General features: G+C 57.2%; 14 protein-coding genes. 7 read left to right on the top strand and 7 right to left on the bottom strand.

All coding sequences use genetic code 11. The features are described from left to right. Positions 1 to 126 precede the first annotated feature (126 nt). The 5 genes from metE to HNQ38_RS07955 form a co-directional block, all read right to left on the bottom strand. Complete coding sequence (gene metE / locus HNQ38_RS07975; protein ID WP_183719178.1) at positions 127 to 2,403, bottom strand: 5-methyltetrahydropteroyltriglutamate--homocysteine S-methyltransferase; 2,277 nt, start codon at positions 2,401 to 2,403, stop codon at positions 127 to 129. Positions 2,404 to 3,312: 909 nt separating this feature from the next. Further along, positions 3,313 to 5,232 (bottom strand): hypothetical protein, encoded by a 1,920-nt coding sequence (locus tag HNQ38_RS07970; protein WP_246388048.1) that lies wholly within the window; start codon positions 5,230 to 5,232, stop codon positions 3,313 to 3,315. Between the two features lie 107 nt (positions 5,233 to 5,339). Continuing rightward, complete coding sequence (locus HNQ38_RS07965) at positions 5,340 to 6,575, bottom strand: hypothetical protein (protein ID WP_183719176.1); 1,236 nt, start codon at positions 6,573 to 6,575, stop codon at positions 5,340 to 5,342. 15 nt (positions 6,576 to 6,590) lie between these two features. After that, entirely contained in the window at positions 6,591 to 8,264 is a 1,674-nt protein-coding gene (locus tag HNQ38_RS07960) for an MBOAT family O-acyltransferase (protein WP_183719174.1), read from the bottom strand. Between the two features lie 217 nt (positions 8,265 to 8,481). Then, on the bottom strand, positions 8,482 to 8,769 hold the full coding sequence (locus tag HNQ38_RS07955; protein WP_179980258.1) for an integration host factor subunit alpha: 288 nt from the start codon (positions 8,767 to 8,769) through the stop codon (positions 8,482 to 8,484). A 342-nt stretch (positions 8,770 to 9,111) separates the two neighbouring features. Between HNQ38_RS07955 and HNQ38_RS07950 the strand changes: the two genes are divergently transcribed. Continuing rightward, positions 9,112 to 10,128, top strand: a complete 1,017-nt coding sequence (locus HNQ38_RS07950; RefSeq protein WP_425485990.1) for a radical SAM protein — start codon at positions 9,112 to 9,114, stop codon at positions 10,126 to 10,128. Between the two features lie 829 nt (positions 10,129 to 10,957). Continuing rightward, positions 10,958 to 13,024 (top strand): methyl-accepting chemotaxis protein, encoded by a 2,067-nt coding sequence (locus HNQ38_RS07945; protein WP_183719170.1) that lies wholly within the window; start codon positions 10,958 to 10,960, stop codon positions 13,022 to 13,024. A 1,706-nt stretch (positions 13,025 to 14,730) separates the two neighbouring features. On the opposite strand, the gene HNQ38_RS07940 is transcribed toward HNQ38_RS07945, so the two are convergent. Continuing rightward, positions 14,731 to 15,174, bottom strand: coding sequence for a hypothetical protein (locus HNQ38_RS07940; RefSeq protein ID WP_183719168.1), 444 nt, complete (start codon positions 15,172 to 15,174; stop codon positions 14,731 to 14,733). Between the two features lie 207 nt (positions 15,175 to 15,381). Between HNQ38_RS07940 and zraS the strand changes: the two genes are divergently transcribed. The 5 genes from zraS to HNQ38_RS07915 all read left to right on the top strand — a co-directional run bounded on the left by zraS (position 15,382) and on the right by HNQ38_RS07915 (position 21,815). Further along, positions 15,382 to 16,884, top strand: coding sequence for a two-component system sensor histidine kinase ZraS (gene zraS, locus HNQ38_RS07935; RefSeq protein ID WP_183719166.1), 1,503 nt, complete (start codon positions 15,382 to 15,384; stop codon positions 16,882 to 16,884). 208 nt (positions 16,885 to 17,092) lie between these two features. Next, positions 17,093 to 18,454: a sigma 54-interacting transcriptional regulator gene (locus HNQ38_RS07930; RefSeq protein ID WP_183719164.1), complete on the top strand. Its 1,362-nt coding sequence runs from the start codon at positions 17,093 to 17,095 to the stop codon at positions 18,452 to 18,454. A 49-nt stretch (positions 18,455 to 18,503) separates the two neighbouring features. Continuing rightward, complete coding sequence (locus tag HNQ38_RS07925; protein WP_183719162.1) at positions 18,504 to 19,133, top strand: HD domain-containing protein; 630 nt, start codon at positions 18,504 to 18,506, stop codon at positions 19,131 to 19,133. A 129-nt stretch (positions 19,134 to 19,262) separates the two neighbouring features. After that, positions 19,263 to 20,717: a GGDEF domain-containing phosphodiesterase gene (locus HNQ38_RS07920; RefSeq protein ID WP_183719160.1), complete on the top strand. Its 1,455-nt coding sequence runs from the start codon at positions 19,263 to 19,265 to the stop codon at positions 20,715 to 20,717. 477 nt (positions 20,718 to 21,194) lie between these two features. Further along, on the top strand, positions 21,195 to 21,815 hold the full coding sequence (locus HNQ38_RS07915; RefSeq protein ID WP_183719157.1) for a nitroreductase family protein: 621 nt from the start codon (positions 21,195 to 21,197) through the stop codon (positions 21,813 to 21,815). Between the two features lie 80 nt (positions 21,816 to 21,895). On the opposite strand, the gene argB is transcribed toward HNQ38_RS07915, so the two are convergent. Next, entirely contained in the window at positions 21,896 to 22,678 is a 783-nt protein-coding gene (gene argB, locus HNQ38_RS07910) for an acetylglutamate kinase (protein ID WP_183719155.1), read from the bottom strand. Positions 22,679 to 22,853: the final 175 nt, after the last annotated feature.

The following is a 22,853-nucleotide window of genomic DNA, read 5'->3' as shown; positions in this document are numbered from 1 at the left end:
CCCTTGAAGCAGACTGAAACAGCAGTAAGAATTTTAGGGGGAGGGGGTGTGGGGGAGGAGACCCTTTTGCAAAAGGGTCCTTCCCCCACAAATCCTCTCAAATCCTGATTACACTCCCTGAATACCCTAAGCAGGCAGCTCTACCCGTACACGCAGGGTAGCGGCCACCATATTTTCCAGAGCCGGGTACGCTTCTTCCCAGCGGCGCGTTTTAAGGCCGCAGTCCGGGTTGACCCAGAGCTGGCTTTTGTCGATGTGCTTCAGGGCCAGGCGCAGCAGGTGAACCATCTCGTCTGCCGTGGGAATGCGCGGGCTGTGGATGTCATACACGCCGGGGCCGACCTCGCCCTCGTAGTGAAAGCGGGTGAAGGCGTCCAGCAGTTCCATTCCACTGCGGCTGGATTCGATGCTGATGACATCGGCGTCCATACGCGCAATGGCGGGCAGAATAGCGTTGAATTCGCTGTAGCACATGTGGGTATGAATCTGGGTGCGGTCTTCAACGCCCGTAGATGTCAGAAGAAAAGCGTCCACAGCCCATTGCAGATAAACGGCGGCCTCTGCGGCGGTGAGGGGCATGCCCTCGCGCAGCGCGGCTTCGTCAATCTGGATAATATGTATGCCTGCGGCCTCAAGGTCGGTCACCTCGTCGCGTATGGCCAGGGCGATCTGGCGGCAGACTTCGCTACGAGGCAGATCGTCACGTACAAAGCTCCAGCAAAGAATGGTCACAGGCCCGGTAAGCATGCCTTTGACGGGTTTTTGCGTCAGCGATTGGGCATAGCGCGCCCATTCCACGGTCATTGGCGCTTTGCGGTACACATCGCCGTAGATGACGGGCGGTTTGACGCAACGGCTGCCATAGCTCTGCACCCATCCATTGCGGGTAAAACAGAACCCGCCCAGCTGCTGACCAAAGTACTCCACCATATCGTTGCGCTCGGCCTCGCCGTGTACCAGCACATCCAGACCAAGCTCTTGCTGCTTCTTGATGCAGCCAGCTATTTCCGCCTTGATGGCGGTCTCGTAGTCGGCCTGGCTCATCTGACCGCGCTTGAAGGCCAGACGTGTTTTGCGGATATGGTCTGTCTGCGGGAAGGACCCGATGGTAGTGGTGGGCAAGAGCGGCAGGCGCAGCCAGTTTTGAGCCTCTTTGCGAGCGGCACGCGGTGATTTGCGGGCCAGCATGGCTGGCGTTACGGCGGCGGCACGTTCGCGCACCGTGGTTACCACGGTGTCGGCATGGGCCTGCGCTTCGGCCAGCAGGGCAGCATTGGCAGCCAGCAGGTCTGCGCCCTGACCCTGGGCTATGGCCTTGAGGTCGGCCAGTTCCGCGCATTTTTGCACGGCAAAGGCCATACGGTTTTTGATGTGGCCGGGTAAATCGGTTTCTTCAGCAAGGTCTACGGGGCTGTGCAGAAGTGAGCAGGACGAGGCCAAAAGCACACGGTCAGCGCCAAGAGCGCTCACGGCGCGTTTTATGAAATTGGCTGCCTGTGCGTAGTCGGTTTTCCAGATGTTGCGGCCGTTGACCAGCCCAAGAGACAGGGCCGTGTGCTCTGGCAGGGCCGCAACAACGGCGTCCAGCTGGTTGGGGCCGCGCACAAGGTCAATATGCAGGGCCGCGCAGCCGCTGTTTGCAGCCAGGGGAAGGTGCTGCGTCAGCGGGCCGAAGTAGGTGGCAAGCAAAAGGCTGGTTGACCCGGCACGGGCAACAGCCGCGTTGAGGCCCGCATAGGCTTCGGTAAAGCGCTCGGCAGCAGCGGCGGGCAGCAGCTCGGTACAAAGAATGGGTTCTTCAATCTGAATGCAGCTGCACAGGGAACCCAGTTGTTCCAGCAGCGCGGCATAGGTGGCAAGAACCTCATCCAGCCGCGTCCACGGGTCAGCGCCGTTCTGCCCCTTGGCCAGGGCCAGCCAGGTAAAGGGGCCGATAATGGCGGCCTTGGGGGTAAAGCCCAGGGCGGTGGCGCGTTTGCTGGCCTCCAGCACGGGATGTTCACCGGGCGTCCAGACGGCGTCAGGTTCTATTTCCGGCACGAGATAGTGATAGTTGGTGTCAAACCACTTGGTCATTTCCATTGCCGGAATGTTGCGTGAAGCATCGCCGCGCGCCAGGGCGAAGTAGCGGGTCAGGGCGTCTTTGCCGCAGGCGGCGAAGCGCGCGGGCACAGCCCCGAGCATGAGGCTTGTGTCCAGCATGCGGTCATAGAGGGAAAAATCGCCCGTGGTCACGTAGCTGAGGCCTGCTTCGCGCTGGACGCCCCAATGGGCTTCCTGAAGCTTGTGGGCCGTGCCTGTGAGGTCATGGGCTGAAGTATCGCCGCGCCAGAAGGATTCGAGAGCCTGTTTCAGCTCGCGCTGCCTGCCCATGGAGGGAAAGCCGAGAATGTGGGTTCGCATGGTTGCTCCTTTCATATGGTGTTGAAAGGGCAGTTCTTTTCACGCTAGAGCTTGTATACCTGAAATGGCCGTGACAACAGTGTTGCAGCCATTTCACGGTACGGGTGCATCCGTACCGACGCGCGGCATTGCTGATGCCGCACGGCTCTGGCCGGGCTCATGAACGCCGGGCCGGGCACTTGCCTGAACGCGAGACAGTACTGCCTTGCCGCCGGATGGCGGCAGGTGACGAGGCGTCTCCTGGCTTACGGCCCCTGCGCAGTGGAGTTGCGCGTGGCCGCACCTTCCCGTTCATGAGCGATTTGTGCAATCAGCCCGTAAAGCGTTTCTGGCTCTGCTGTCTGTTCACCGCCGCAGGTGGCGAGGATCAGACAAACAGCTGCGCGGTGCTTGCGGGTAAGCAAGCTTTGCCGTGAGGCTGCGCAGCGAGACAGGATGCTTATTAAGAACAGTGGTGCGGCGCGGGTTTATGCCGATTACAGTGGCGCGTCCGCAACGGATTTTCACCGTTTTCCGTTTCTCATCACAATATCGAGATAAATTGATATATAAGGGGAGTCTTTCTGTCAAGCGCAGATGGCAGTGCCTTGGGGTGTTTTGATTAGCTGGAGGCAGATTGCCTTTGCACCAGTGCTATGTATGGTCGGCGCGGCCTCTGCGAACCTTGTTTCAGGTCAAGAATGGCATTGCAGCATATTGAAAAAAAATGAGTGTCTTGGGCTGTGTGCGCGGGCGTTGCCGAGGGCTATTTTGCATGAGTTGTCCTCCGCAAAATATTTCAAAGCTGAAATGCCGCCGGCTTGTCTGGGGATAAGAACGCGGCCTTTTCTCTCCGGCCGCACAAATAAAAGTACGCTCAAAGTGAAAGGACCGCCTGGTGCAGTAAGCTGGAAAATTGTGCAGCTTTGCCTAATCCTGACGGGTCAGGTGATAGACGGCAGGCACCATATACATGAGGCTCATAAGTTGGCGCGAAGGTTCATAGCGTGTGGCGACAACCACGGAGCCGAGATTCCAGATATGGTCGTCGTCGCTCTCTCCGGCGGATGGCGCGCCAAAGCGTTCGCTGACCATATGTACAATACTCTGGGCTATGGCCTTGTCCTGCACGGTATATTCCAGCTCCACAAATCCCAGAGGGGCCGGGCGGCCCGGGCCATAGCAGAAGGCCGCTTGCCGCGCACCGGGTACAAGCGCGCCGGGCGTATAGGTGTCGCAAATATAGGCGTCGTCCTGACGGGATGCCTGCATGCCTGCCTTGCCAAGAGCTTCGCGCATGGCGGGGCGGGTGGCTGTATCAAGGCGCAGGCCAAAGAGTATGGCTCCGGGGCGTGATGTGGACGGCCCGGCCATATCTTCCAGTTCTTTCATAGCGTGGATAGAGCCGCGCATGGCCGCCGCATAAAGCAACAGCGTGGCGCGAGCCTGATTTTTTTCCACTCCTTGTCCTGTGCGGTAGAGTTGGCCGAGGCGGGCCAGGGCGTCGGTCTGCTGCTGCGCTGCCGCACGGCTGTACCATGCCGCCGCGGCCTTGTGATCCTGCGGAACGCCGTGCCCGCTTTCGTACATGAGGCCAAGATTGTACTGCGCTTCGGGCTGTCCCTCGCGAGCGGCAAGGTCAAACCAGCGCGCGGCTTCTTCAGGGTTGGCATCAATGCCGCGTCCCTGCTCCAGCATGCGTCCGTAGTTGCTCATGCCCGATGGGTGCCCCGCTGAAGCGGAGCGGGCATACCAGTACAGCGCCCTGCCTTCATCCAGGTCCACACCCTGACCAAGATCAAAGAGCACGCCAAGATTGTTCATGGCCTGTCCGTCGCCGCCGTCGGCCAGATGCTGCCAGATGGCGTGGGCCTGGGCGTAATCCCCGTTTTGGTAAGCCTCATTGGCCTGGGCCGCCGGGGTTCCCGGCGTCACAGGGGGTTCGGGCTTTTCCAGCACTTTGGCATTCCCAGGCTGCGCATCAGCGGGCGCATGCGGTGTGGAAGGCGCATCAGGAGCTTTCTCGGGGTGCGCCGCAGGTTGCTGCGCAGCGTTTTTACTGTCAGCGGCCTTGCCGCGTGGCGCGCGCTGCGTATTCTGCTTTCCCCGTTCCAGCCGTTGGCGTTCCCTCTCCTGATTCAGTTGCTGTTGGCGCAACTGGGCTTCTGGAGACTGGGGCTGCATTTCACCCGGAACGGTTCCCTTGGGAGCGTGAGGGGCAGCCACCGCAGGTGTGGGGGCTACAGGCGCTGGCGGCGGCACAGGAGGTGGCGAAAGTACGGGAACCTGCCCTGTTGTTGGAGCATGGCCTGTGGTGGCTGCGCTTGCGGGAGCATGGCCCGCCTGCCCGTTTTGCGCTGCCTGCGGCTGATGCGTGCCAGTTTCTGTTTCTGCCAGCTGGCCGCCGAAAAGAAATCCCATTATTTCGCGCCCTCTGGAGGGCTGATCATTTCCCGTAGACTGGTTGTTGCCCGCCCAGCCCGGCCTTTGCTCTGCGCTAGAGGGTTGCAAAGGCGGAGCCTGAATGGTTGGCGCCTGCACAGTGGGCGCTTGAACAGTAGGTACGGCAACCGTGGGTTCGTGAACTCTGGGTTCTGTGTATGTGGGTGTGGCAATGGAGGCTGCCGCTGCCAGAACAGGGCGCGCGCTCATAGAGCACAGGGCGGTTGCGCTGATAAGAAGGCTGCCCAGCACAAGGCTGTGGCGGGCAATACTCCGTAGCTGGCGGTTCAGTTCAGGACTGCGAAGAACATGAACCCGCAGGACCGCATTGGCGATCCTGCGGGTAAGGGTATTTTGAGGGGCAGAACCTGACGGCCCTGCTGTAAAGCTGGTGGTGTTCGGGCGCATGGCTCCCATTCCTGACCTGATCCCGCAGCGATGACGCCTTTGGGTTGCGGCTGTGCGTCTGATGCTTTTTGCTGCCGGGTCCAAGCCTTGCCAAGGCCGCTTATGGCCTATGGCTTACGTTTGGGGCAGTTGAAATTGTTGAAATCAATTTCGGGCTTGTCCGTGAGGCGGTCGTCAAAAACAAGGGCATGCCCGCGCCAGTCACGGATGGTCGCATTGATTTTTTCCATATTCACATAGGCCAGCAGGGCGGGCCAGCGGTCGGCCATATCCCGCAGCATACGGGCATAGGTTACTTCGCCGCCGTGGAAGCCGTCAACAAATTCGCAGTCACTGGACCCGAAGGTGCGCGGGTCCGTAAAGTCGATAACGTCAATACCGCGTGCCAGCAGGGCCTCCCGCAGGCGGAAAAGGTGCGGGTACTCACCCTCGCGCTGGCGTATGGCGTCCAGCACTTTGACCGACAATGGCGAAATGAAGACAAAGGTGGCAATACCGCGCGCCTTGAGGCGGCAGTATATTTCGGCAAAGGCGTCCAGATGGGCGGAGCTTATGCCGCCGGGGTCACGGCTGCCCTCAATGGGCTTGGCGTGAAAAAAGGCCTTGATGCCGTGGTTCACCTGTTTGAGCGTGTCTTCAAACTGATAGTCAAAGGGGCGCTTTTGCCCTGTGGTTTCGGCAGTGTAGTACCACGAGCCGTCGGGGCCGAAGCCGTCGTCGGTCTGCTGGGCCATGATGCCGTAACGTCCGGCGCGGAAGCCGCCAGCGGATTCCAGCAGAACAGGCGCGATGAGGTCGTGGGCGGAAATTTTGCCTTCAAGCAGCCATGCCCAGGGCTTTTTCAGGCTTTCAATGCCGCTGTTGTAGGAACCGCTGGTTGGCGGCTCGTCCTTGAAAGGATCGGGTTGCCACTGGGGCATGAACCACCAGAAATCCAGACCTATAATGAGCGCCTCGGGCCTGTGTTCCACCAGCATGGCGTCGATGGTGGATCGCAATACTGAAAGGTTGCCAGCCGTGCCGCCCACATTGAGGAAGGATTTGCGGAAATAGGCTCCACGGAATTGCATGACGCGGGAAGAACCCACAGCGGCAATTTCCGGTTTGACCTTGGCGTAGAGTTGCAGCTTGTAGTCCACAAAGTCCTGCGAAACGCCGGACCCGAAAATGGCGAACTGTCCGGAAGACTGTGCTTCCACAGCACGTTCGACGCCTACGTCGCCGCTTTTATAGAGCCACCAAAGGGTATAGGGCAGCACCAGCAGGGCCACGGCCAGGGCCAGAAACAGCATTACGCGGAAATAGCGTTGAAGATAGGCGGTTTCGGTGAGAATTTTGCTCATGATGTGTCCGCCTCTCTAAAATTGGAAATACAGGAATGTTGCCTTGCGCGACACCAGAATAAGGGTCACGAAGGCCAGACAGGCCAGACCCGTCGCCCATGCCGCCGAAGGCCGCCAACTGAGAAGCGGGCGCGAGCCGTCGCGTTTGCCGTGCAGCAGTTCATGACTGTTGGGGAAGGCCCATACCAGCACAACGCTTATGGCCATGAGGGCAAAGGGCAGCCAACCCTGAAAGTAGTTGTTGGGCAGCCATTGGGCAGCCAGCGCGCCAGCCGTTGAAAGACCGACGTGGTCTGCCGTAAGACCTGCGGCTTGAGCCGTGAAAGGCCCGGTAAACATAGCCCCGTACATAGCCGCTGCGCCGTCGAGGCTGACCGTGCGAAACACCACCCAGCCCAGATTGATGCACATGAAGGTGAACAGGATGAAAAAAAGACGCATGGGCAGGGTGGCCAGCACTTTTTCAAGCAGGCTGCCCTTGATGCAGGCGCGGAAAAAGTGGTTGGTGCTCAGCATGGCCCCGTGCAGGGCTCCCCATATGATGAAGGTCCAGCCCGCGCCGTGCCATGCGCCGCCGATAAGCATGGTCAGAAAGAGGTTGCGGTACTGCATGAAACGCCCTTTGCGGTTGCCGCCAAGGGGAATGTACAGGAAGTCGCGTAACCAGGAACTCAGGGTAATGTGCCAGCGCCGCCAGAAATCCACGATGCCCGTGGCCTTGTAGGGCGAGTCGAAGTTTTCGGGCAGGCGCAGACCGAGCATGAGGCCAAGGCCGATGGCCATGTCCGTATAGCCGGAAAAGTCGAAGTAAAGCTGGAAGGTATAGCAGAAAGATCCTAGCCATGCCTCGGCTCCGCTGATGGGAAAGGCCTTTTCCGCCGCATTGAATACGGCGTTGGCGTACACGGCCAGCCCGTCGGCCAGCAGCACTTTTTTGGCAAGACCGATGGTGAAAAGCGTAAAGCCCTGCGCCAGGCCTTCTGAGGTGGAGCCCGAAAGATCGTCAAGCTGCGGGCCCATCTGTTCGTAGCGCACAATGGGGCCAGAGATGACGTAGGGAAAACAGGCCGAAAATAGCGCGTGGCGTGAAAAGCCCTGCGGAACGACCTGCCGTCGGTACACGCTGACCAGCCATGCGATCTGTATAAATGTATAGAAGGATATGCCGAGCGGGAGCCCCGGCGGGGTGAAGTTCCATTCCGTGCCCATAAGAAGGGCCAGGTTCTGGGCGAAAAACCAGGAATATTTGAACCACAGCAAGGGCAGCAGGTTCAATATGAGCGCTAGGGTCAGCAAACCTTTACGGCTGCATGCCCATGCCCCCGTGCGCTTCAGGCTGCACCCCCTGAAAGGACAAAACTGCTTGCGCTTTTTTGCCAGAAGGGGCGATTCGCCTTCGGGTATGTCGTCCAGGTCGCCCTCGGCAGGGATCAGCCCTTCATCATGAATGCCGCCGCTTGCGGGCGCTGCCTGCTCCGGCGCGGCCAGAGCCAGCGCAAAGGCGTAGTTCATGCCCAGAATGACCGCCAGAAGCAGCAGGAAGGGCAATCCCCACAGGGCATAAAAGACTACGGAGAATAGCAGCAGAACAAGGCTCAGCCGCGTAGCGCCGTAACCTGATGCCAGCCGCCAGCACAGCAGCAGTAAGGGAAGAAACAGAAAGAGAAAGGAATAGGAATTGAACAGCATGCGCAGCTCCCGAACGCTGACGCCGGACATTCACGGCATGAAGGCCCGGAGCCTGACGATAACGCAGCCCCAGAACGGCAGAAACTGGGACACGAAAAAAGTACAGAGTAAAAAATACCCTGTCCGTGCTACGGCTGACGGCTAAAATAGTGCGCGCCAAGCCGACGCGGCAGGGCCCGGCAAAGCCCGCCGTGAAGGCACAGGCGTGTGTAGTCTGCTAAGGATTCAGTTCCGAGCGGAATTTCCGCGACAAACGGAACACCATAACCTTGCGCGGGGGCAGGGTGATGGTTTCGTCAGTCTTGGGATTACGTCCCTTGCGCGAAGCCTTGTCATAGCATTCAAACTTGCCAAAGCCGCTGATAAGCAGGGCCCGGTCCTTTTTGATGGCGGACTTCATTATGTCCAACAATTTTTCAACCACGTTCTTTACATCAACGCGGTTCTTGTCGGTTTCTTCGTAGATGGCCTCCACGATGTCCGCTTTAGTCAGTGTTTTTTTCATTGTGATTTCTCCGGCGCATAATAATGTCGCTGGTATGGTGGTCACAAAACATGTTTCTGACAGATACTGTCCAGTAGGCAACAAAGGTGCACTTCACATGAAGGGCACTTTTGTGTAAAATACATGCAAGTAACGGGCAGAGCAAGGTTTTTCTTAAAAATTGTCTTCCTGCGGGCAATAGGCCATAGTGCGCGCCGCGCACGGCTTCGCAGCCATTGAGCATGTATGAAAACGGTATCTGCCCGAAATTTTTCTTTAACACTCCCCTGGTTTGTACCCCGTAATAGAGGGCAGACCCTGATTCCACTCTTTCTTCCTTTTAGCGGGTGTCCGGTGCGTTGCGTGTTCTGTGCGCAGGATGTGCAGACCGGCCTTTCCGCCTGTATAGATGCCGCCGCACCTGCCTCTGTTGCACCAGTTCTGTCTGCATCGTCCCTTGCCGGCCTGCTGCGCCGGGCTCACGACAACCTTAAAAATAGGCATGCCCTCGGGCAGCCCCCGGCTGAACTGGCATTTTATGGCGGTACCTTCACGGCCATGCCCTTGCCGGAACAGACGGCCTGCCTTGATCTGGCGCAAAAGGCGCTGGAGCGGGGCTGGATTCATTCCTTCCGCTGCTCGACCCGGCCAGACTGCGTGGACGCCGTTGTCCTTGACCGCTTGCGCGCTGCGGGTTGCGGCTGCGTGGAACTTGGGGTGCAGAGCTTTGCGGATGATGCCCTTGTGGCCTCAAAGCGCGGGTATGATGGGGCTACGGCCCTGCGGGCCTGCGCGTATGTGAAAGAGGCGGGCTTGACGCTCGGTGTGCAGTTGTTGCCGGGCATGCCGGGGCATACCCCTGACGACTTTTTGCGTGACGTTCCGCTGGCTCTTGCCGCTGGAGCTGACATGCTGCGGTTTTACCCCTGCCTTGTTCTTGAGGGTACGGCTCTTGCCCGCATGTGGCGGCAGGGGCTTTATAGCCCGTGGGGGCTGAAAGACACGCTGGACTGTCTGGCGCAGGGATGGCTTCTGGCCCAGAAGGCCCGTGTTCCTGTTATCCGCATGGGCCTTGCGCCTGAAGCTTCGCTGGACGCGGCCCTGCTGGCTGGCCCTGTTGACCCTGCCCTGGGCAGCCGAGTTATGGGGCGTGCCTTATTGTTGGCGGTGCGGCAACACCTTGAACAGCTGGCGGTAGCTTCTGATGCGGATGCGCCGCCTGTGTTGCAGGCCTTGTGTGCGCCGTCCTCCTGCCAGGGATATATATGGGGAATGCGCGGGGAACTTCGCGCCGCCTGGGCCAACCTTGGCCTGCCCCCGGACGGTCTGATCTTTGACCCTGCCTGCGGGCAAACTCTGCGCCTGACCGTGACCGCCTGATTCCGTTTTTCCTTTCCTTCTTTCTTTCCCTCTTGAGCATTTTAACTTTGAAAAAGTTTAAATGCTCTAACGCTGCACAAGCGTGCAGCGCGCCGCAACGCGGCGTGGATTATGCCGGAAATAGCATTTTTCGGCAGAGTGACAACTTTGAAATGTAATGCATTTCAAAGTTAATCTGCTCTAGATCCCTTTCTTCGTATCCCGTCGCTTCAGCCGGACTGCTGTCGCCTGCCCTTCTAGGCAGTGTCGTCACGAGCGCCTTTCCAGTTATTTCCGCGTCGAACTTCGGCTTTTATTCCGGTCGAGTACTATCAGAGTACGCTCCCTACATAAAAGTCTCGTTTTCCTTGAAATAACAAGAAAATTCATCTCGTGACGACACCGCCTAGATTGTTCATCAGTAGAATCGTTGCCGTGTCGAAATTTATTCCCGGAAAAAGCAATGCCCCAATACAACCAGAAACAGGGTAACCCTTCAAAATACTCCTGTTTTTGTCCGTATATGCGCGCACGGCTGCTGATGAAAAGGGGGTTATGCCCGCAACAGTCTGTTTTTATGTGTTCATTTTCTGCATGTCTGGGCGTGCAGGTTCAGTACAAAAAAAATGTAAAAAAGACTAAAAAATTACGCAAAAGGTATAATATTTTTTGCATTAAAATACGAAAAGCTATATAGGTGTATTTACTCTGGCTAGAATTGCCAGAGCGGCATACCCCCTTCCAGTATCTTCTTTTCGGACGGCCTCCCCGCCGTCACCGCCTCAGGCTTAATTCGGCGTGATGTTTTGCGCCAACAATCTGAAATTCCCCAGATTCAGAGGTTATACACATGAAAATTGGAATTATGAGCAAGATGATGCTCACTATCCTGGTTCCGTCCATGCTTGGTCTGACGGCAGTGTGCGCGCTAAGCTACTGGCAGGCAGAGAATTCTCTTACGCATCAAATTGCGCATGAATTTGATAGTGTTATAGATAAACAGATTGACGGTCTAGGCACTGTGCAGCAGATGACGCACGGCCTTATAAGAACCAACGCAGAATCGGCCCATGCCAAAAAAGCCCTGCTCACACGCGGGGGCAACCAGTCAGACATACTGCAGGTTTCCGAGCCGGATGTTCAGAGCATACTTGATGACCTTGCCCAACATTTTGGCATGGTTGACGGCGCTGGCCTTGTCGATTCCACGGGTGTGGTAGTGGCTCATACCTCCCGGGAAATGATCGGCAGCAACTTGCGGGAGCGCAAGTCGGTGCAGATGGCTCTTGGCGGCCAGATGAGCATGGAAAACCTGCGCAGCCATTCGGGTGAGATGTCAACGATGGTGGCGGCCCCGGTGAAGCTTCAGGGCAAAACGCAGGGCGTGCTGTACGGCTACATGAGCCTTGCAAAATTGAGCGTCGACACCACAGACACCATCAAGATGGGCACAAAAGGCTTCTGCGCGGTCTATGACAACAAAGGGACTGCGCTCATGCATCCTGACAAGGCTATGCTGGGCAAGGATTGCAGCAGCGAACCCTTTGTACAGGCTGCCATAGGCGGCGGCAGCGGGCGCACGACCTATATGCGCGACGACCGCGAAATGGTGGCCTACTACCGTCATATGCCTGAAAGCAACTGGCATGTGGTTATGGTGGCCGACAGGGACGAGATGCTTGCTCCCACCAGCAAGCTGCTGAAGGCCAATGTGCTCATGGGTCTTATAACTGCGGTTGTGCTGGGCTGCGTCATCGTATTTGTGGCTCGCGGCATATCGCGGTCCTTGAAGACCGGGGAGCGCTATGTGCAGGCAGTGGCAGGCGGCAACTTCAATCCTTCGCCACAGGACGAGGCAGCGCTGACCAAGGCCGCCCAACGCAGCGATGAGATTGGCGGGCTTTCAAGCGGCATTCAAAGCATGGTGGGCAAATTGCGCGGGTTGTTCAGCGAAAGCGAAGAAAAGGCGCATCAGGCTGAGCTGGCCTCAGGTGAAGCCCGCGTGGCTATGGAAGAAGCGCAGGTGGCCCGCAAAGAAGCCGAGAACGCTCGTCAGGATGGCATGCTGGCCGCAGCTGAACAGCTGGAAAATTCCATTGGCATCATTTCTTCCGCCTCTACAGAGCTGGCGGCACAGGTTGAACAATCTGACCGCAGCGCTTCAGAATCGGCACAGCGTCTTGCCGAGGCTGCCACGGCCATGAACGAAATGAACGCCACAGTGCAGGAAGTGGCCCGCAACGCCAGCGCGGCTTCAGAAGCCTCTGCAGACACAAGGGAAAAGGCCAGATCTGGCGCGCAGATTGTGGAGCGGGCCGTGCAGAGCATCGAGTCCGTGCGCCATACGTCTGAGGCACTCAAGGGCGACATGGCTGAACTCAATAGCCATGCCCAGAGCATCACGCAAATTATGAATGTCATTTCAGACATTGCCGACCAGACCAACCTGCTGGCCTTGAATGCGGCCATCGAAGCGGCGCGGGCGGGCGACGCCGGGCGCGGCTTTGCCGTTGTGGCCGACGAAGTGCGCAAGCTGGCTGAAAAAACCATGGCGTCTACCCAGGATGTCAGCCAGGCCATCAAATCCATTCAGGACAGCACTGCCAAGAGTATGGGATCTATGGATAATGCGGTAAATCAGATTGCCCGTGCCACGGATTTTGCCAATCAGTCCGGGCAGGCGCTGGAGGAAATAGTCGCCACAGTGGAATCCACGGCAGATCAGGTTAATGCCATCGCCACGGCCAGCGAAGAGCAATCAGCCGCCAGCGAAGAGATCAACCGGAGCATCGTGCACGTCAATGAAATATCGAGGCAAAGCGCCATTGCTATGGCTGAAGCTACGCAGGCCGTTTCGGATCTGGCGGCGCAGGCGCACACCCTCAAGAACCTTGTGGCCCAGATGAAACTTGGCTAGCCACAGTATGATGCCTGGGAATCCGGCGCGAGTCCACGCCTCTGGCGTGCGTGGGCCCACCTGATTCCCAGGCAAATGGAAAGGCGGACTGAAGTGGAATTCCGTGGCGTCTTGCTGCCAGCTGGAAAGCCCTAAAGTCGCAAGGCGTCTGTAATGGATATGCCTTGCACCGTTAAAAAACTCTAACCCTTCCTTGACCATGTGATAGCCTGTGGGGCCCCCGCGTTGACGTTTTCACACGTTGGCGCGGGGGCTTCGTTTGCGGCTTTCAGCGTCGAAGCCGGTTGCTCTGAGAGTCAGGATTTTCAGCGGCTTGAGGTTCGCCAGATATGGTGCATGCCGTGCAAACAAAACAGTGCGGTATTCGGGGCGGCCCTGACTGAGAGGCATATGAATGACAGTGGCGACTCCAGAGGATCATCTGTTCAAGAAAATCATCTGTATCGCTAGCACGCTTGTTATTGTCCGTAGGTTCTGTATCCAGAGCATCAGGGTGTAGCGCGCCGCAACGGTTAAATCCCGTGGCGCGCTTTGCTAGCTTCGCAAACAAACCGCGAGCGGGATAAGCGCACCCGGCAACAGTTGCACGTCCCACACCTCTTGGAGGGAGGCTGCTTGCCTGGCTGCCGGATCATTTTAGAACGAGAAAGGCGCAATGTCCGAAAAATAAAAAGGAACTGTACCTGGCTTGCTGCTGTGAAGTATCCGAAGCCGAGCGTTATTCGCAGGTAAGCGCCATTTTCAGGCGGCAACTGGCTCGGAGGCAACTGGCTTGAACGTACTTGGTCTGGCTGCAAGGGGCTTGCGGTGACGAACTGAGTGGCAACTGATTTGGCGTGCCGGGTGCGGGCGGAGCGGCTGTCGTCTGTTTGCGCAGGGCATGTGGCGGTGGAAGTGACAAGCCGTTCAGGTGTGTGCGCGGCAGGCAAAGGCCCAAAAAAAGAGGCGGCCGCCGGGGGCAACCGGCGGCCGAGAGAGGGAGGATGTTCCGATGGTTAGAGGTTCTGTTCAAAGGAGGAGGTTTTCGGGGGGGGGATCCGGAGGCCCTCAATGGGGGCGGAGGACATCACGGAAGTTTGTTGGTTTTATATAGTTACCGCCCGTCGGCGGATTGGCTGGGTTGGCGACATGTTTTCGCTCGGACCAGCCTTGTTTTTTCTCGCTCCGGTGTACCCGGCGCAAAGCCTTGGGCTGGCTGTTCCTGCCAATTGCCGGGTCCAGATTCTGAGGATCCGGCAGTGAACATTTCTGTCGGCTCCGAAGCGGCGTCGCTTACAGCCTAAGATTTTATAAATGCAGCCGTTGGGCGCTGTTTTGCCGCTTCCGGGTTTCACTATTATGGTCGGACTGAGAAGCTTGCTCTTGCGCTGGTAGACTTTTATTTGTTTTTAAATTTATTCTATCTGTTTTCTGTAGTCATGCATGAATATTAGCAATTGCTGTGCCAATATCGATTTTATGGAGTGTATTTCTATAATATGCTGAACTCATTCGACTGTTGGTTTTTTTAGGGTTTTGTTGCAGAAGTTCAAATGTGTATATTTTTTATGCATATGTATTTTGATATGTATAATTATTAAACAACCTAGCCACGCCATCTGGATAGTCTGCGTACCCAGGTATTCTGATGCCGAAAAGCTGAAAAATAATGGTTCTCGCGGTCTGTGCAGATAGGGGTGAGTGTTGGTGCGGGGCTGGTTTTGCCCCTATTTACAGGGCATTTGCTCAAAGCCCATGCTGCATCCCCTGCTGTTGGGCGTACCCAGAGGAATGCCAACTTCAAGCCGCATCCGCTGGTCGGCATGAGTCAGCACCGAGCGTAGTTCGTCGCGCAGCACCAGCAAATCCCAGCCGAGGCGAGACAGCGTATCGGGTGATGTTTTTCTATCAAAATTAAGGTCTTCCAATTCACTTTTCTTGTTTATGATGTGCTGGCGTAGCTCATACACCTTTGGCGAAAATTCACTAATGATAACAAATGCTTTTATGCGTTGCTGCGGGGGCAGGTGTTCCAATGGCATGCCCAGTGCATTAAAGGGCTGCCGTGGTGGATTTGACGGCAAAATATCGTATTCATGATTTTGTGCCGGAGAACGCATTGGCGGTTGCAGACAGACCATCATAACAAGAAGGAAAATGGTTTTTTTCATGGCGCAAGCAATCCTGAATCAGTTATGTCAGGCGGTAGGATATGGGCTGATGCCTGATTTTTTCTTTCAACCTGGGCGGCAGAGTATGCGTTGCTCTAACAACATATATTGGACTATATGTATATTACGAAGCAAAAACCGTGCAAACATTTCGAGGCGCCGGCACCATAGGGTGACAGCGTGGCCTCATGAAGCTATACCTGCTGTATGAGTATAAAACATGAAGAGACGCACGGGGCGAAGCCAGCCATGCTGGAAGGCCCGGGCGGGAGGCTTTACGCTTCCTTGAAAGGCGCGCGTGGAGTGCTGCGCGCTCCGCTTGGTCTTTTGATGGGGGGCGCAGCGCTTGTGCTGGCTCTCATGATAAGCCTGCTTGCGTATATTTCCATTGAGCGCAGCGAAGCAGCCATGGGGCGTTTGCTGGCTGAAAAGGGCTCTTCATTTATCATTGCCTTTGAAAGTATTTTGCGCTCCGGCATGCGCAGCGAGGCTGGGGTACGCCTTCAGGTGCTGCTGGAAGAAATGGCGGCCAGCCCGGGCATTGTTTTTGTTGCCGTAACCATGCCCGACGGCACCATTGTAGCCCACAGTGACCGAGGACGTCTTGGCGAAATTTTGCAGGTTAAAGACGTGGAGATGGACGAGGCGCGCATGCGCGAGCTGGGGCCTGGCATGCTGGCCCGCTGGGGTATCATGCACCTTGAGGGGCGCAGGGTTTTTGCCGTGTACCGCCAGTTTTCGCCCGGTGCGACCGATGCTGCCAAGGGATACCCCACTCCTGTAATATTTCTTGGCCTGGATATTTCGCCTTTTGAGATCACGCGCAGCCAGAACCGGGACTATGTGGCCATGCTTTCTGCCGTGACCCTGCTTGTGGGGCTGGTCTGCCTTCTGGCTCTTTACTATGCTGAACGTGCCCGTGAATCACGCCAGCGGCAGCGCAAGGCCGAAGTGGAAGTGCGCCGTCTTGAGGGCGAGGTGCGCCGCAAGGAAAAGCTGGCGGCTGTTGGCAATCTGGCTGCCGGGGTGGCGCATGAGATCCGCAATCCCCTCAGCTCCATCAAGGGCTACGCCACATATTTCGGCCAGCGCTTTCCCGAAGGCAGCGAAGACCGTGCCGCGGCCAATGTTATGGTCAACGAGGTGGACAGGCTCAACCGCGTCATTATGGATCTTATCGGGCTTTCGCGCCCCAGCGACGTGTTTCCCCGGGCAGGCAGCATCACGGGGGTTGTGGAGCATGTGGTACGCCTTATCCGGCAGGATACGGAAAAGCGCGGCGTTGAGGTTGAGTGCAGGGTTGCCCGCGGCGTGCCGCAGGCTATGGTGGACCCCGAGCGCATGGGGCAGGCTTTGCTGAACCTCTGCATCAATGCTCTGGACGCCATGCCCGACGGGGGCAGGCTGACGTTGGCCGTGGCCTGGCAGAAAAAGGGCGTGTGCCTTATGGTACGCGACACGGGTATAGGCATTCCCCCGCGTCAGTTGCCGCATATTTTTGATCCCTACTTTACTACCAAGGGGCAAGGCACCGGGCTGGGGCTGGCTATGGTGCACAAGATTGTCGAAGCCCACAATGGCGAGATCAGCGTTACTTCCCGGCAGGCGCAGGGGGATGGAAAGGGGGAAACCATCTTCCGCATCTGGCTGCCAGAGGCATCGCCCGAGCCGCCGCCATTTGTTGAGCGCAGAAAAAGAAAGCGCGTGTGACGGGTACTCCCGCACAGGAAAAGACAGCTTCTTATGTATAAAGCTATATGGCGTTTTGCCGAGTAAACTATCTGTACGGTAAGATGCTCTGGCTTTGTGAAGCCGAACGTTACAGGGCATGTGAGGTTGGCGCTGGCAAGCATTGCTTGCCGCAGAGCGGCAATTTCAACGTGAAAGTGCTCTGTGTAGATCAGGAGGGGAGGGCAGGGTGAGCAACAGCATTCTTGTGGTTGACGACGACGAAGCGCATCGTGGCATGCTGCGTACCATGCTCCGTTCCTGGGGCTATGCGGTGGAAGAGGCTTCTGACGGAGATGAAGCTGTAGCTCTGGTACGCGAAAAAGCTTTTGCCGTGGTGCTGACTGATGTGCGTATGGCCCGGTTGAGCGGCATAAATGCCCTCAAGGGCATTCTTGAATATAATCCCGCCTTGCCAGTGGTGCTTATGACCGCATACTCCTCCGTAGAAACTGCGGTGGAAGCCTTGCGGCTTGGAGCCTATGATTATCTGGTCAAACCCCTGGATTTTGATAACCTGAAAAGCGTGTTGCATCAGGCCATCGAACATTCGCGCCTGAGTGTTGAAAACCGTGAATTGCGGCGTCAGTTGAGCAACACCGCATCCATGCCGGGCATTATAGGCCGCAGCAGCGCTATTGCCCACATGCAGGAAATTATAGATACCGTGGCTCCCACAGAGGCCACCGTGCTTATTTCAGGAGAGTCCGGCACGGGTAAGGAGCTGGTGGCCCGCGCCCTGCACGCGCACAGCTCCCGTGCCGATAAAATCTTTGTTACGGTGAACTGCGCCGCGCTGGCTGAAAATCTTCTGGAGTCTGAACTCTTCGGCCACGAAAAAGGTTCTTTCACCGGGGCGGAGCGGCGGCGTGAAGGCCGCTTTGCTCAGGCCCACGGCGGTACGCTTTTTCTGGATGAAGTGGGCGAAATGCCTTTGTCCGTTCAGGCCAAACTGTTGCGCGCCTTGCAGCAGGGTGAAGTGCAGCGCGTAGGTTCGGACACCCAGCTTACTGTGGACGTGCGCGTTCTGGCCGCAACCAACCGTGATCTGCGGCAGGAAGTGGCGCAAAAGCGTTTTCGCGAAGACCTGTTTTTCCGGCTCAACGTCATCAGTGTTGATGTGCCGCCATTGCGCGAAAGGGAGGAGGACATTCCTCTGCTGGCGGCGCATTTTCTTGAAGGCTTCGCCAGCCGCAACCGGAAGGTCGTGCGCGGATTTTCGCCTCAGGCCCTGGACACCATGCTGCGTTATTCCTGGCCGGGCAATGTGCGTGAACTGGAAAACGCGGTGGAGCGCGCCGTCATACTGTGCCACGGCGACCTTATTACCGGGCGCGAACTACCCTCCATGCTGTCTTGCGCAATTCAGGAAGACGTGCGCCCGGCGGAGCCGGACGCATCGCTGGCTGGCCTGCCTCTTGATGCCGTGGAGCGCAGGGCCATTGAAGAAACGCTGCGGCAGGCCGGGGATAACAAAAGCGAGGCCGCGCGCCGTCTGGGTATTACCCGCGCCACCCTGCATAACAAGTTGCGTAAGTATGGTCTTGAGTGACCTTTTTTGATGCTCTTCAAATTTTGCCAATCATCTTACCGGAATTATCATGAGCGACACAGACAAGCGGGTAGCCGCAAAGACCTTCAATCCTGACCAGTTGGAGCGCATTGCAGATTTTTTTAATGAAGTTGGAATGCTGCGGCACACGCCCCGCACCGGGTATGCCTTTCTTGGTTCCGGCAAGGAAAATGTGGCCGAACACTCGTACCGGGTCAGCGTTATAGGGTATGTGCTGGCGCGCATGAGCGATATTGATCCTGCAAGGGTCACATTTCTTTGCCTGTTTCATGATCTGCATGAGGCGCGCACGGGCGATTTCAACTATGTGAACCATCGCTACGACCAATGCCAGGCGCGGCGTGCCCTGGAAGACTGTGTGGAAGGAACCGGGCTTGAGGGCGATGTGCTGCCGCTTTGGGATGAGCTGGATGCGAGCGCAAGCCCGGAATCAATCCTGGCCCACGACGCGGATCAGCTTGACCTTATCTGTAACCTCAAAGCAGAGCTGGACAAGGGCAACGCTTTTGCCGCGCAATGGCTTGAAAGCGCGGTCAAGCGCCTGCGCAGCCCGGCGGCTGAAGAGCTGGCCCAAGTTGTGTTGCGTACCGACCATAACAGATGGTGGTATGGACGCGTTGAAAAGGACTGGTGGGTGCGCCGCGGTCAAAAGAGCTAGTGATAGCTATTTTTACAAACATAGAAAATTCTTTACAAAATATTTCAGAGTGAGCTAGCCTCGCCTAGCCCAGAATTGTAGAAAGACACCACAGTGGAGTCTTTGCGCCGGACCGAAAAAGGGGGAGGCATGCACTTTCTGGAGGATGGGGCGGGGGGACTTTTTGAGGGTGGCGCGTGGCCCTCTGGCCGGACAGAAGGCGACCCCGGATCAGAAATCAACCTGAAGAGCTGGGAAAGCTGCCAGATTCGCCGTCTGCTGGGCCGTATGGAACAGTATGACCGCACCACTTGGCTCATGCAGTATGAATCATTTCTGCAACAGGCACTGCGAGTGGTGCGCACTGAATGTCTTGGGCGGCGTTTCGGCATCCTGCACGCCGATATGCAGGGATTTCAGGTTCTCAACCGCATCTATGGCGAACGTGCGGGCAACAGCATGCTGCGTGCCTTTGCCACTTTTTTGCGCCGCTGCGATTCTTATGTCTGCGCCAGCCGCGTTTTTGCCGATCAGTTCGCAATGCTTTTCACTATCCCCCCGGACTTCAGCCTGCAGGGCATGGCCAAAAAACTTGTCTCCGAAGGCGAACAGTTTCTTGCAGAAAAACGCAATCTGCACCCGCGCAGTCACCTGGCTTTTGTGGGCGGCATCTGCGCTGTGGATGGCACGCCGGAAAGCCTGCACCCTCTGGTAAGCCGGGCAGACAAGGCGCGGCGCGCTCTCAAGCCTACCCTGCGATCACGCTGCGGAATTTTCACCGAAGCTATGGAGGTCTGCCGCCTGCAAAGGCAGAGTCTCTATGAAGACATTGCCAAGGCGCTGGAAAGCCGGGGCGTGTTTTTTCTGCTACAGCCACAAATCGACATCGTTACCGGAACCGTGGTGGGCGTCGAAGCTCTGGCCAGAATGCGCACGCCTGACGGCAAGATCATAATGCCCGACAGCTTTGTGCCGCTTTTGGAAGAATCTGGCGATATAACCAGCCTGGATTTCACCATTTATGGTCAGGTTTGCAAGCACATGCAGCGCCGTCAGCAGTCCGGCAAGCCGATGGTGCCTGTATCCCTGAACATCTCACGCGAGCATTTCAGAAATCCCACTTTTGTATCAGAATTTCATTCTTTGGTGCAGGCGCATGACATTGCGCCCTGTTGGATTGGGCTGGAAATCACCGAGAGCGTCTTTGTAAAAAAGCTCGAAGAAATCAGTGAAAGCGTGCGTCAGTTCAAGCAGTACGGCTATTCCATCTGGCTGGATGATTTTGGCGCGGGCTACTCCAGTCTTAACGTGCTCAAGGATGTGCCCTTCGACTTTATTAAAATTGACAGAGGACTCCTGGGGACAGGGGAAATAGCCCCTACCAACAAAAGCATTATCAACAGCGTTGTGCGCCTTGCCGAAGACCTGAATATGGGGGTTTTGTGCGAGGGAGTGGAAAACGCTTCGCAACGTGACTTTTTGTCCCGTTTGGGCCGCATTCAGGCTCAGGGATTTTATTACGCTCACCCAATGAGCCTTGAAGATTTTGAGCACCTGCTCGACAGTGGAGGAAAGCTCCATCCGCTGGCCGGGGAGAATTCCTGACCCGTGGCGCGTCAGGCGCGGTCTTTTCAGCCGCAATACCCGGTACGGCCCTGCTTTTTTTCCAGTAATACATGCGGGCGTAGTTCGCCCTGCTGCAATTCGGGGCTTGCCATCCGCAACGCGCCGTCTTTTTGCACATCCTGCCACGAGCACCATCGGGCAGCAGCAGCACAGGCCCCGCGGTGTGTGGCGCTGCCAGGCGACTCGCCTTTCTCGGGGCTGCTTGAAAGATTCCGTAAAGACCATCATACTCCAGCCACGGCTTTTTCAGAGCATTGCAGCATGTTCAGCGTTACAATGCCCGACGGCAAGCAGACCGGGCCGCCCGTTGCGATGCAGCGCGGGGGCAGCCAGACGCGTAGTTGGGCTGCATACCAACCCTGAAATATTTAGCCTTTCATGGTTGCTCTGCTTGCCTGGTCATTTTGGGGGTGCCCTTGAGCACTCGTGGGCACCAGCCCATCCACGGAGTATTTTATGATCCGCAATATTCGGCGTAACCTTGCTCTTTTTCTGTCACTGGCTTCTCTGGCCTTGCTTCCCGCTGCCCCTGTCAACGCAGCCCCAGTGGATGCTGGCGCTCCGCGCATGGAACTGCCCGCGCCTGACAAGACCGGGGGCATGCCGCTTATGCAGGCTTTTGCCCAGCGCCATTCCACCAAAAAAGGCTACAGCGGCGCGCCGCTTCCCGCGCAGCAACTCAGTGACCTGCTTTGGGCCACCTGGGGCGTCAACCGGGAAGACGGACGCCGTACCGCCCCGTCAGCCCTGAACAGGCAGGAAGTGCAGGTTTTTGTAGCTTTGGAAAACGGCGTGTGGCGTTATGAAACCGCCCACGCCCTGGTCAAGGTTCTGGACGGAGACTGGCGCTCCAAGCTTGGCGGTGGTTCGTTGGTGCTGCTGTTTGCGGCTCCGGCGGCAAACAAGTGGTCGGGTATGCATGTGGGCTCGCTGTATCAGAACGCGGGCCTGTTCTGCGCGTCGGCAGGTTTGGGCAACTATGTGCATGCCTCGAACGCTTCCGCGCTGGACGGCAAGCTACCCCTGCCTGACGGCTGGAGTGTGCTTATTGCCCAGACTGTGGGCATTGTGCAGTAGAAACAGCTTCAGAATATTTTACATAAAAAAAGCGGCAGCCGGAATTCCGGCTGCCGCTTGTATTTTTGTCTGGCGTGCGGTTAGCCCACAACAACGGTGCCCAGCGGGGCGTCGTCCAGCAGGTAGCGGCGCAAACTTGAGGGCGCGCGGCCATCAAGAATAAGAGCGCGCTGGCAGCCTGCGTCCAGAGCGTGCAGGCAGGATTCCACCTTGGGGATCATGCCTCCGGTAATGACGCCTTCTGCGCGGAGCTTGTCTATCTCTGTGCGGGTCAGGGCGGGAATAAGCCTGCCCTCGGCATCAAGCACGCCCGGCACATCGGAGATCAGCACAAAGTAATCCGCAGCCAAAGCTCCAGCCAGAGCGCCTGCGGCCGTGTCGGCATTGATGTTCAGGGCCTGGCCTTCGGGGCCGCTGGCCACCGGAGCCACAACAGGCACAAAGCCAGCCTGGAGCAGGCAAAGGGGCAGGGCTGCGTCTACAGTCTCTACCTCGCCCACAAGGCCCAGCGCGGGATTTTTTACCACAGCGCGCAGCAAGTTGCCGTCTCTGCCGGAAATGCCTGCCGCCCGCACGCCGTGCGCGGCAAAGGAGGCCACAACGGCCTTGTTTACCTGGCCGCACAAAACCATTTCCACGGCTTCCATTGTGGCTTCGTCAGTAACACGCAGACCGTTTTCAAAGCGGCTTTCAATATTCAGGCGCGCCAGCAGCGCGGAAATCTGGGGCCCGCCGCCATGCACCACCACAAATCCCATATCCTGAGACGAAAGCTGGGCAAGGTCAGTGGCAAAAGCCGTGCAAAGCTCGGGCTTGTCCATAGCGTGCCCGCCGTACTTTATAACAACTTTGGCGTTGTTCATGTGTCTTCCTTATTTACAGGCAGCGGGCAGCCCCGCGTGGGCGCTGTCTTTCCTGTTGCAGAATATTCGGTATGTCCGTACAGCTGTTCAAATTAACACCCAGCCATGTGGCGCGCAAGCCAGTAGGAAGTCAAACAAACGACAATGTTCCGACATTTTACGCTGAAAGCGTGAA

Origin of the sequence: Desulfovibrio intestinalis, from assembly GCF_014202345.1 — a bacterium.
In the GTDB taxonomy this organism is placed as follows: domain Bacteria; phylum Desulfobacterota; class Desulfovibrionia; order Desulfovibrionales; family Desulfovibrionaceae; genus Desulfovibrio; species Desulfovibrio intestinalis.
Note: the sequence above shows the minus strand (reverse complement) of the source record. Positions and strands in the feature narration are given on the sequence as shown.

Bases quoted from the DNA above. Each gene is read 5' to 3' on its own strand.
- metE (WP_183719178.1), bottom strand. From the start codon at position 2,403: ATGCGAACCCACATTCTCGGCTTTCCCTCCATGGGCAGGCAGCGCGAG.
- HNQ38_RS07970 (WP_246388048.1), bottom strand. From the start codon at position 5,232: ATGCGCCCGAACACCACCAGCTTTACAGCAGGGCCGTCAGGTTCTGCC.
- HNQ38_RS07965 (WP_183719176.1), bottom strand. From the start codon at position 6,575: ATGAGCAAAATTCTCACCGAAACCGCCTATCTTCAACGCTATTTCCGC.
- HNQ38_RS07960 (WP_183719174.1), bottom strand. From the start codon at position 8,264: ATGCTGTTCAATTCCTATTCCTTTCTCTTTCTGTTTCTTCCCTTACTG.
- HNQ38_RS07955 (WP_179980258.1), bottom strand. From the start codon at position 8,769: ATGAAAAAAACACTGACTAAAGCGGACATCGTGGAGGCCATCTACGAA.
- HNQ38_RS07945 (WP_183719170.1), top strand. From the start codon at position 10,958: ATGAAAATTGGAATTATGAGCAAGATGATGCTCACTATCCTGGTTCCG.
- HNQ38_RS07940 (WP_183719168.1), bottom strand. From the start codon at position 15,174: ATGAAAAAAACCATTTTCCTTCTTGTTATGATGGTCTGTCTGCAACCG.
- zraS (WP_183719166.1), top strand. From the start codon at position 15,382: ATGAGTATAAAACATGAAGAGACGCACGGGGCGAAGCCAGCCATGCTG.
- HNQ38_RS07925 (WP_183719162.1), top strand. From the start codon at position 18,504: ATGAGCGACACAGACAAGCGGGTAGCCGCAAAGACCTTCAATCCTGAC.
- HNQ38_RS07920 (WP_183719160.1), top strand. From the start codon at position 19,263: ATGCACTTTCTGGAGGATGGGGCGGGGGGACTTTTTGAGGGTGGCGCG.
- HNQ38_RS07915 (WP_183719157.1), top strand. From the start codon at position 21,195: ATGATCCGCAATATTCGGCGTAACCTTGCTCTTTTTCTGTCACTGGCT.
- argB (WP_183719155.1), bottom strand. From the start codon at position 22,678: ATGAACAACGCCAAAGTTGTTATAAAGTACGGCGGGCACGCTATGGAC.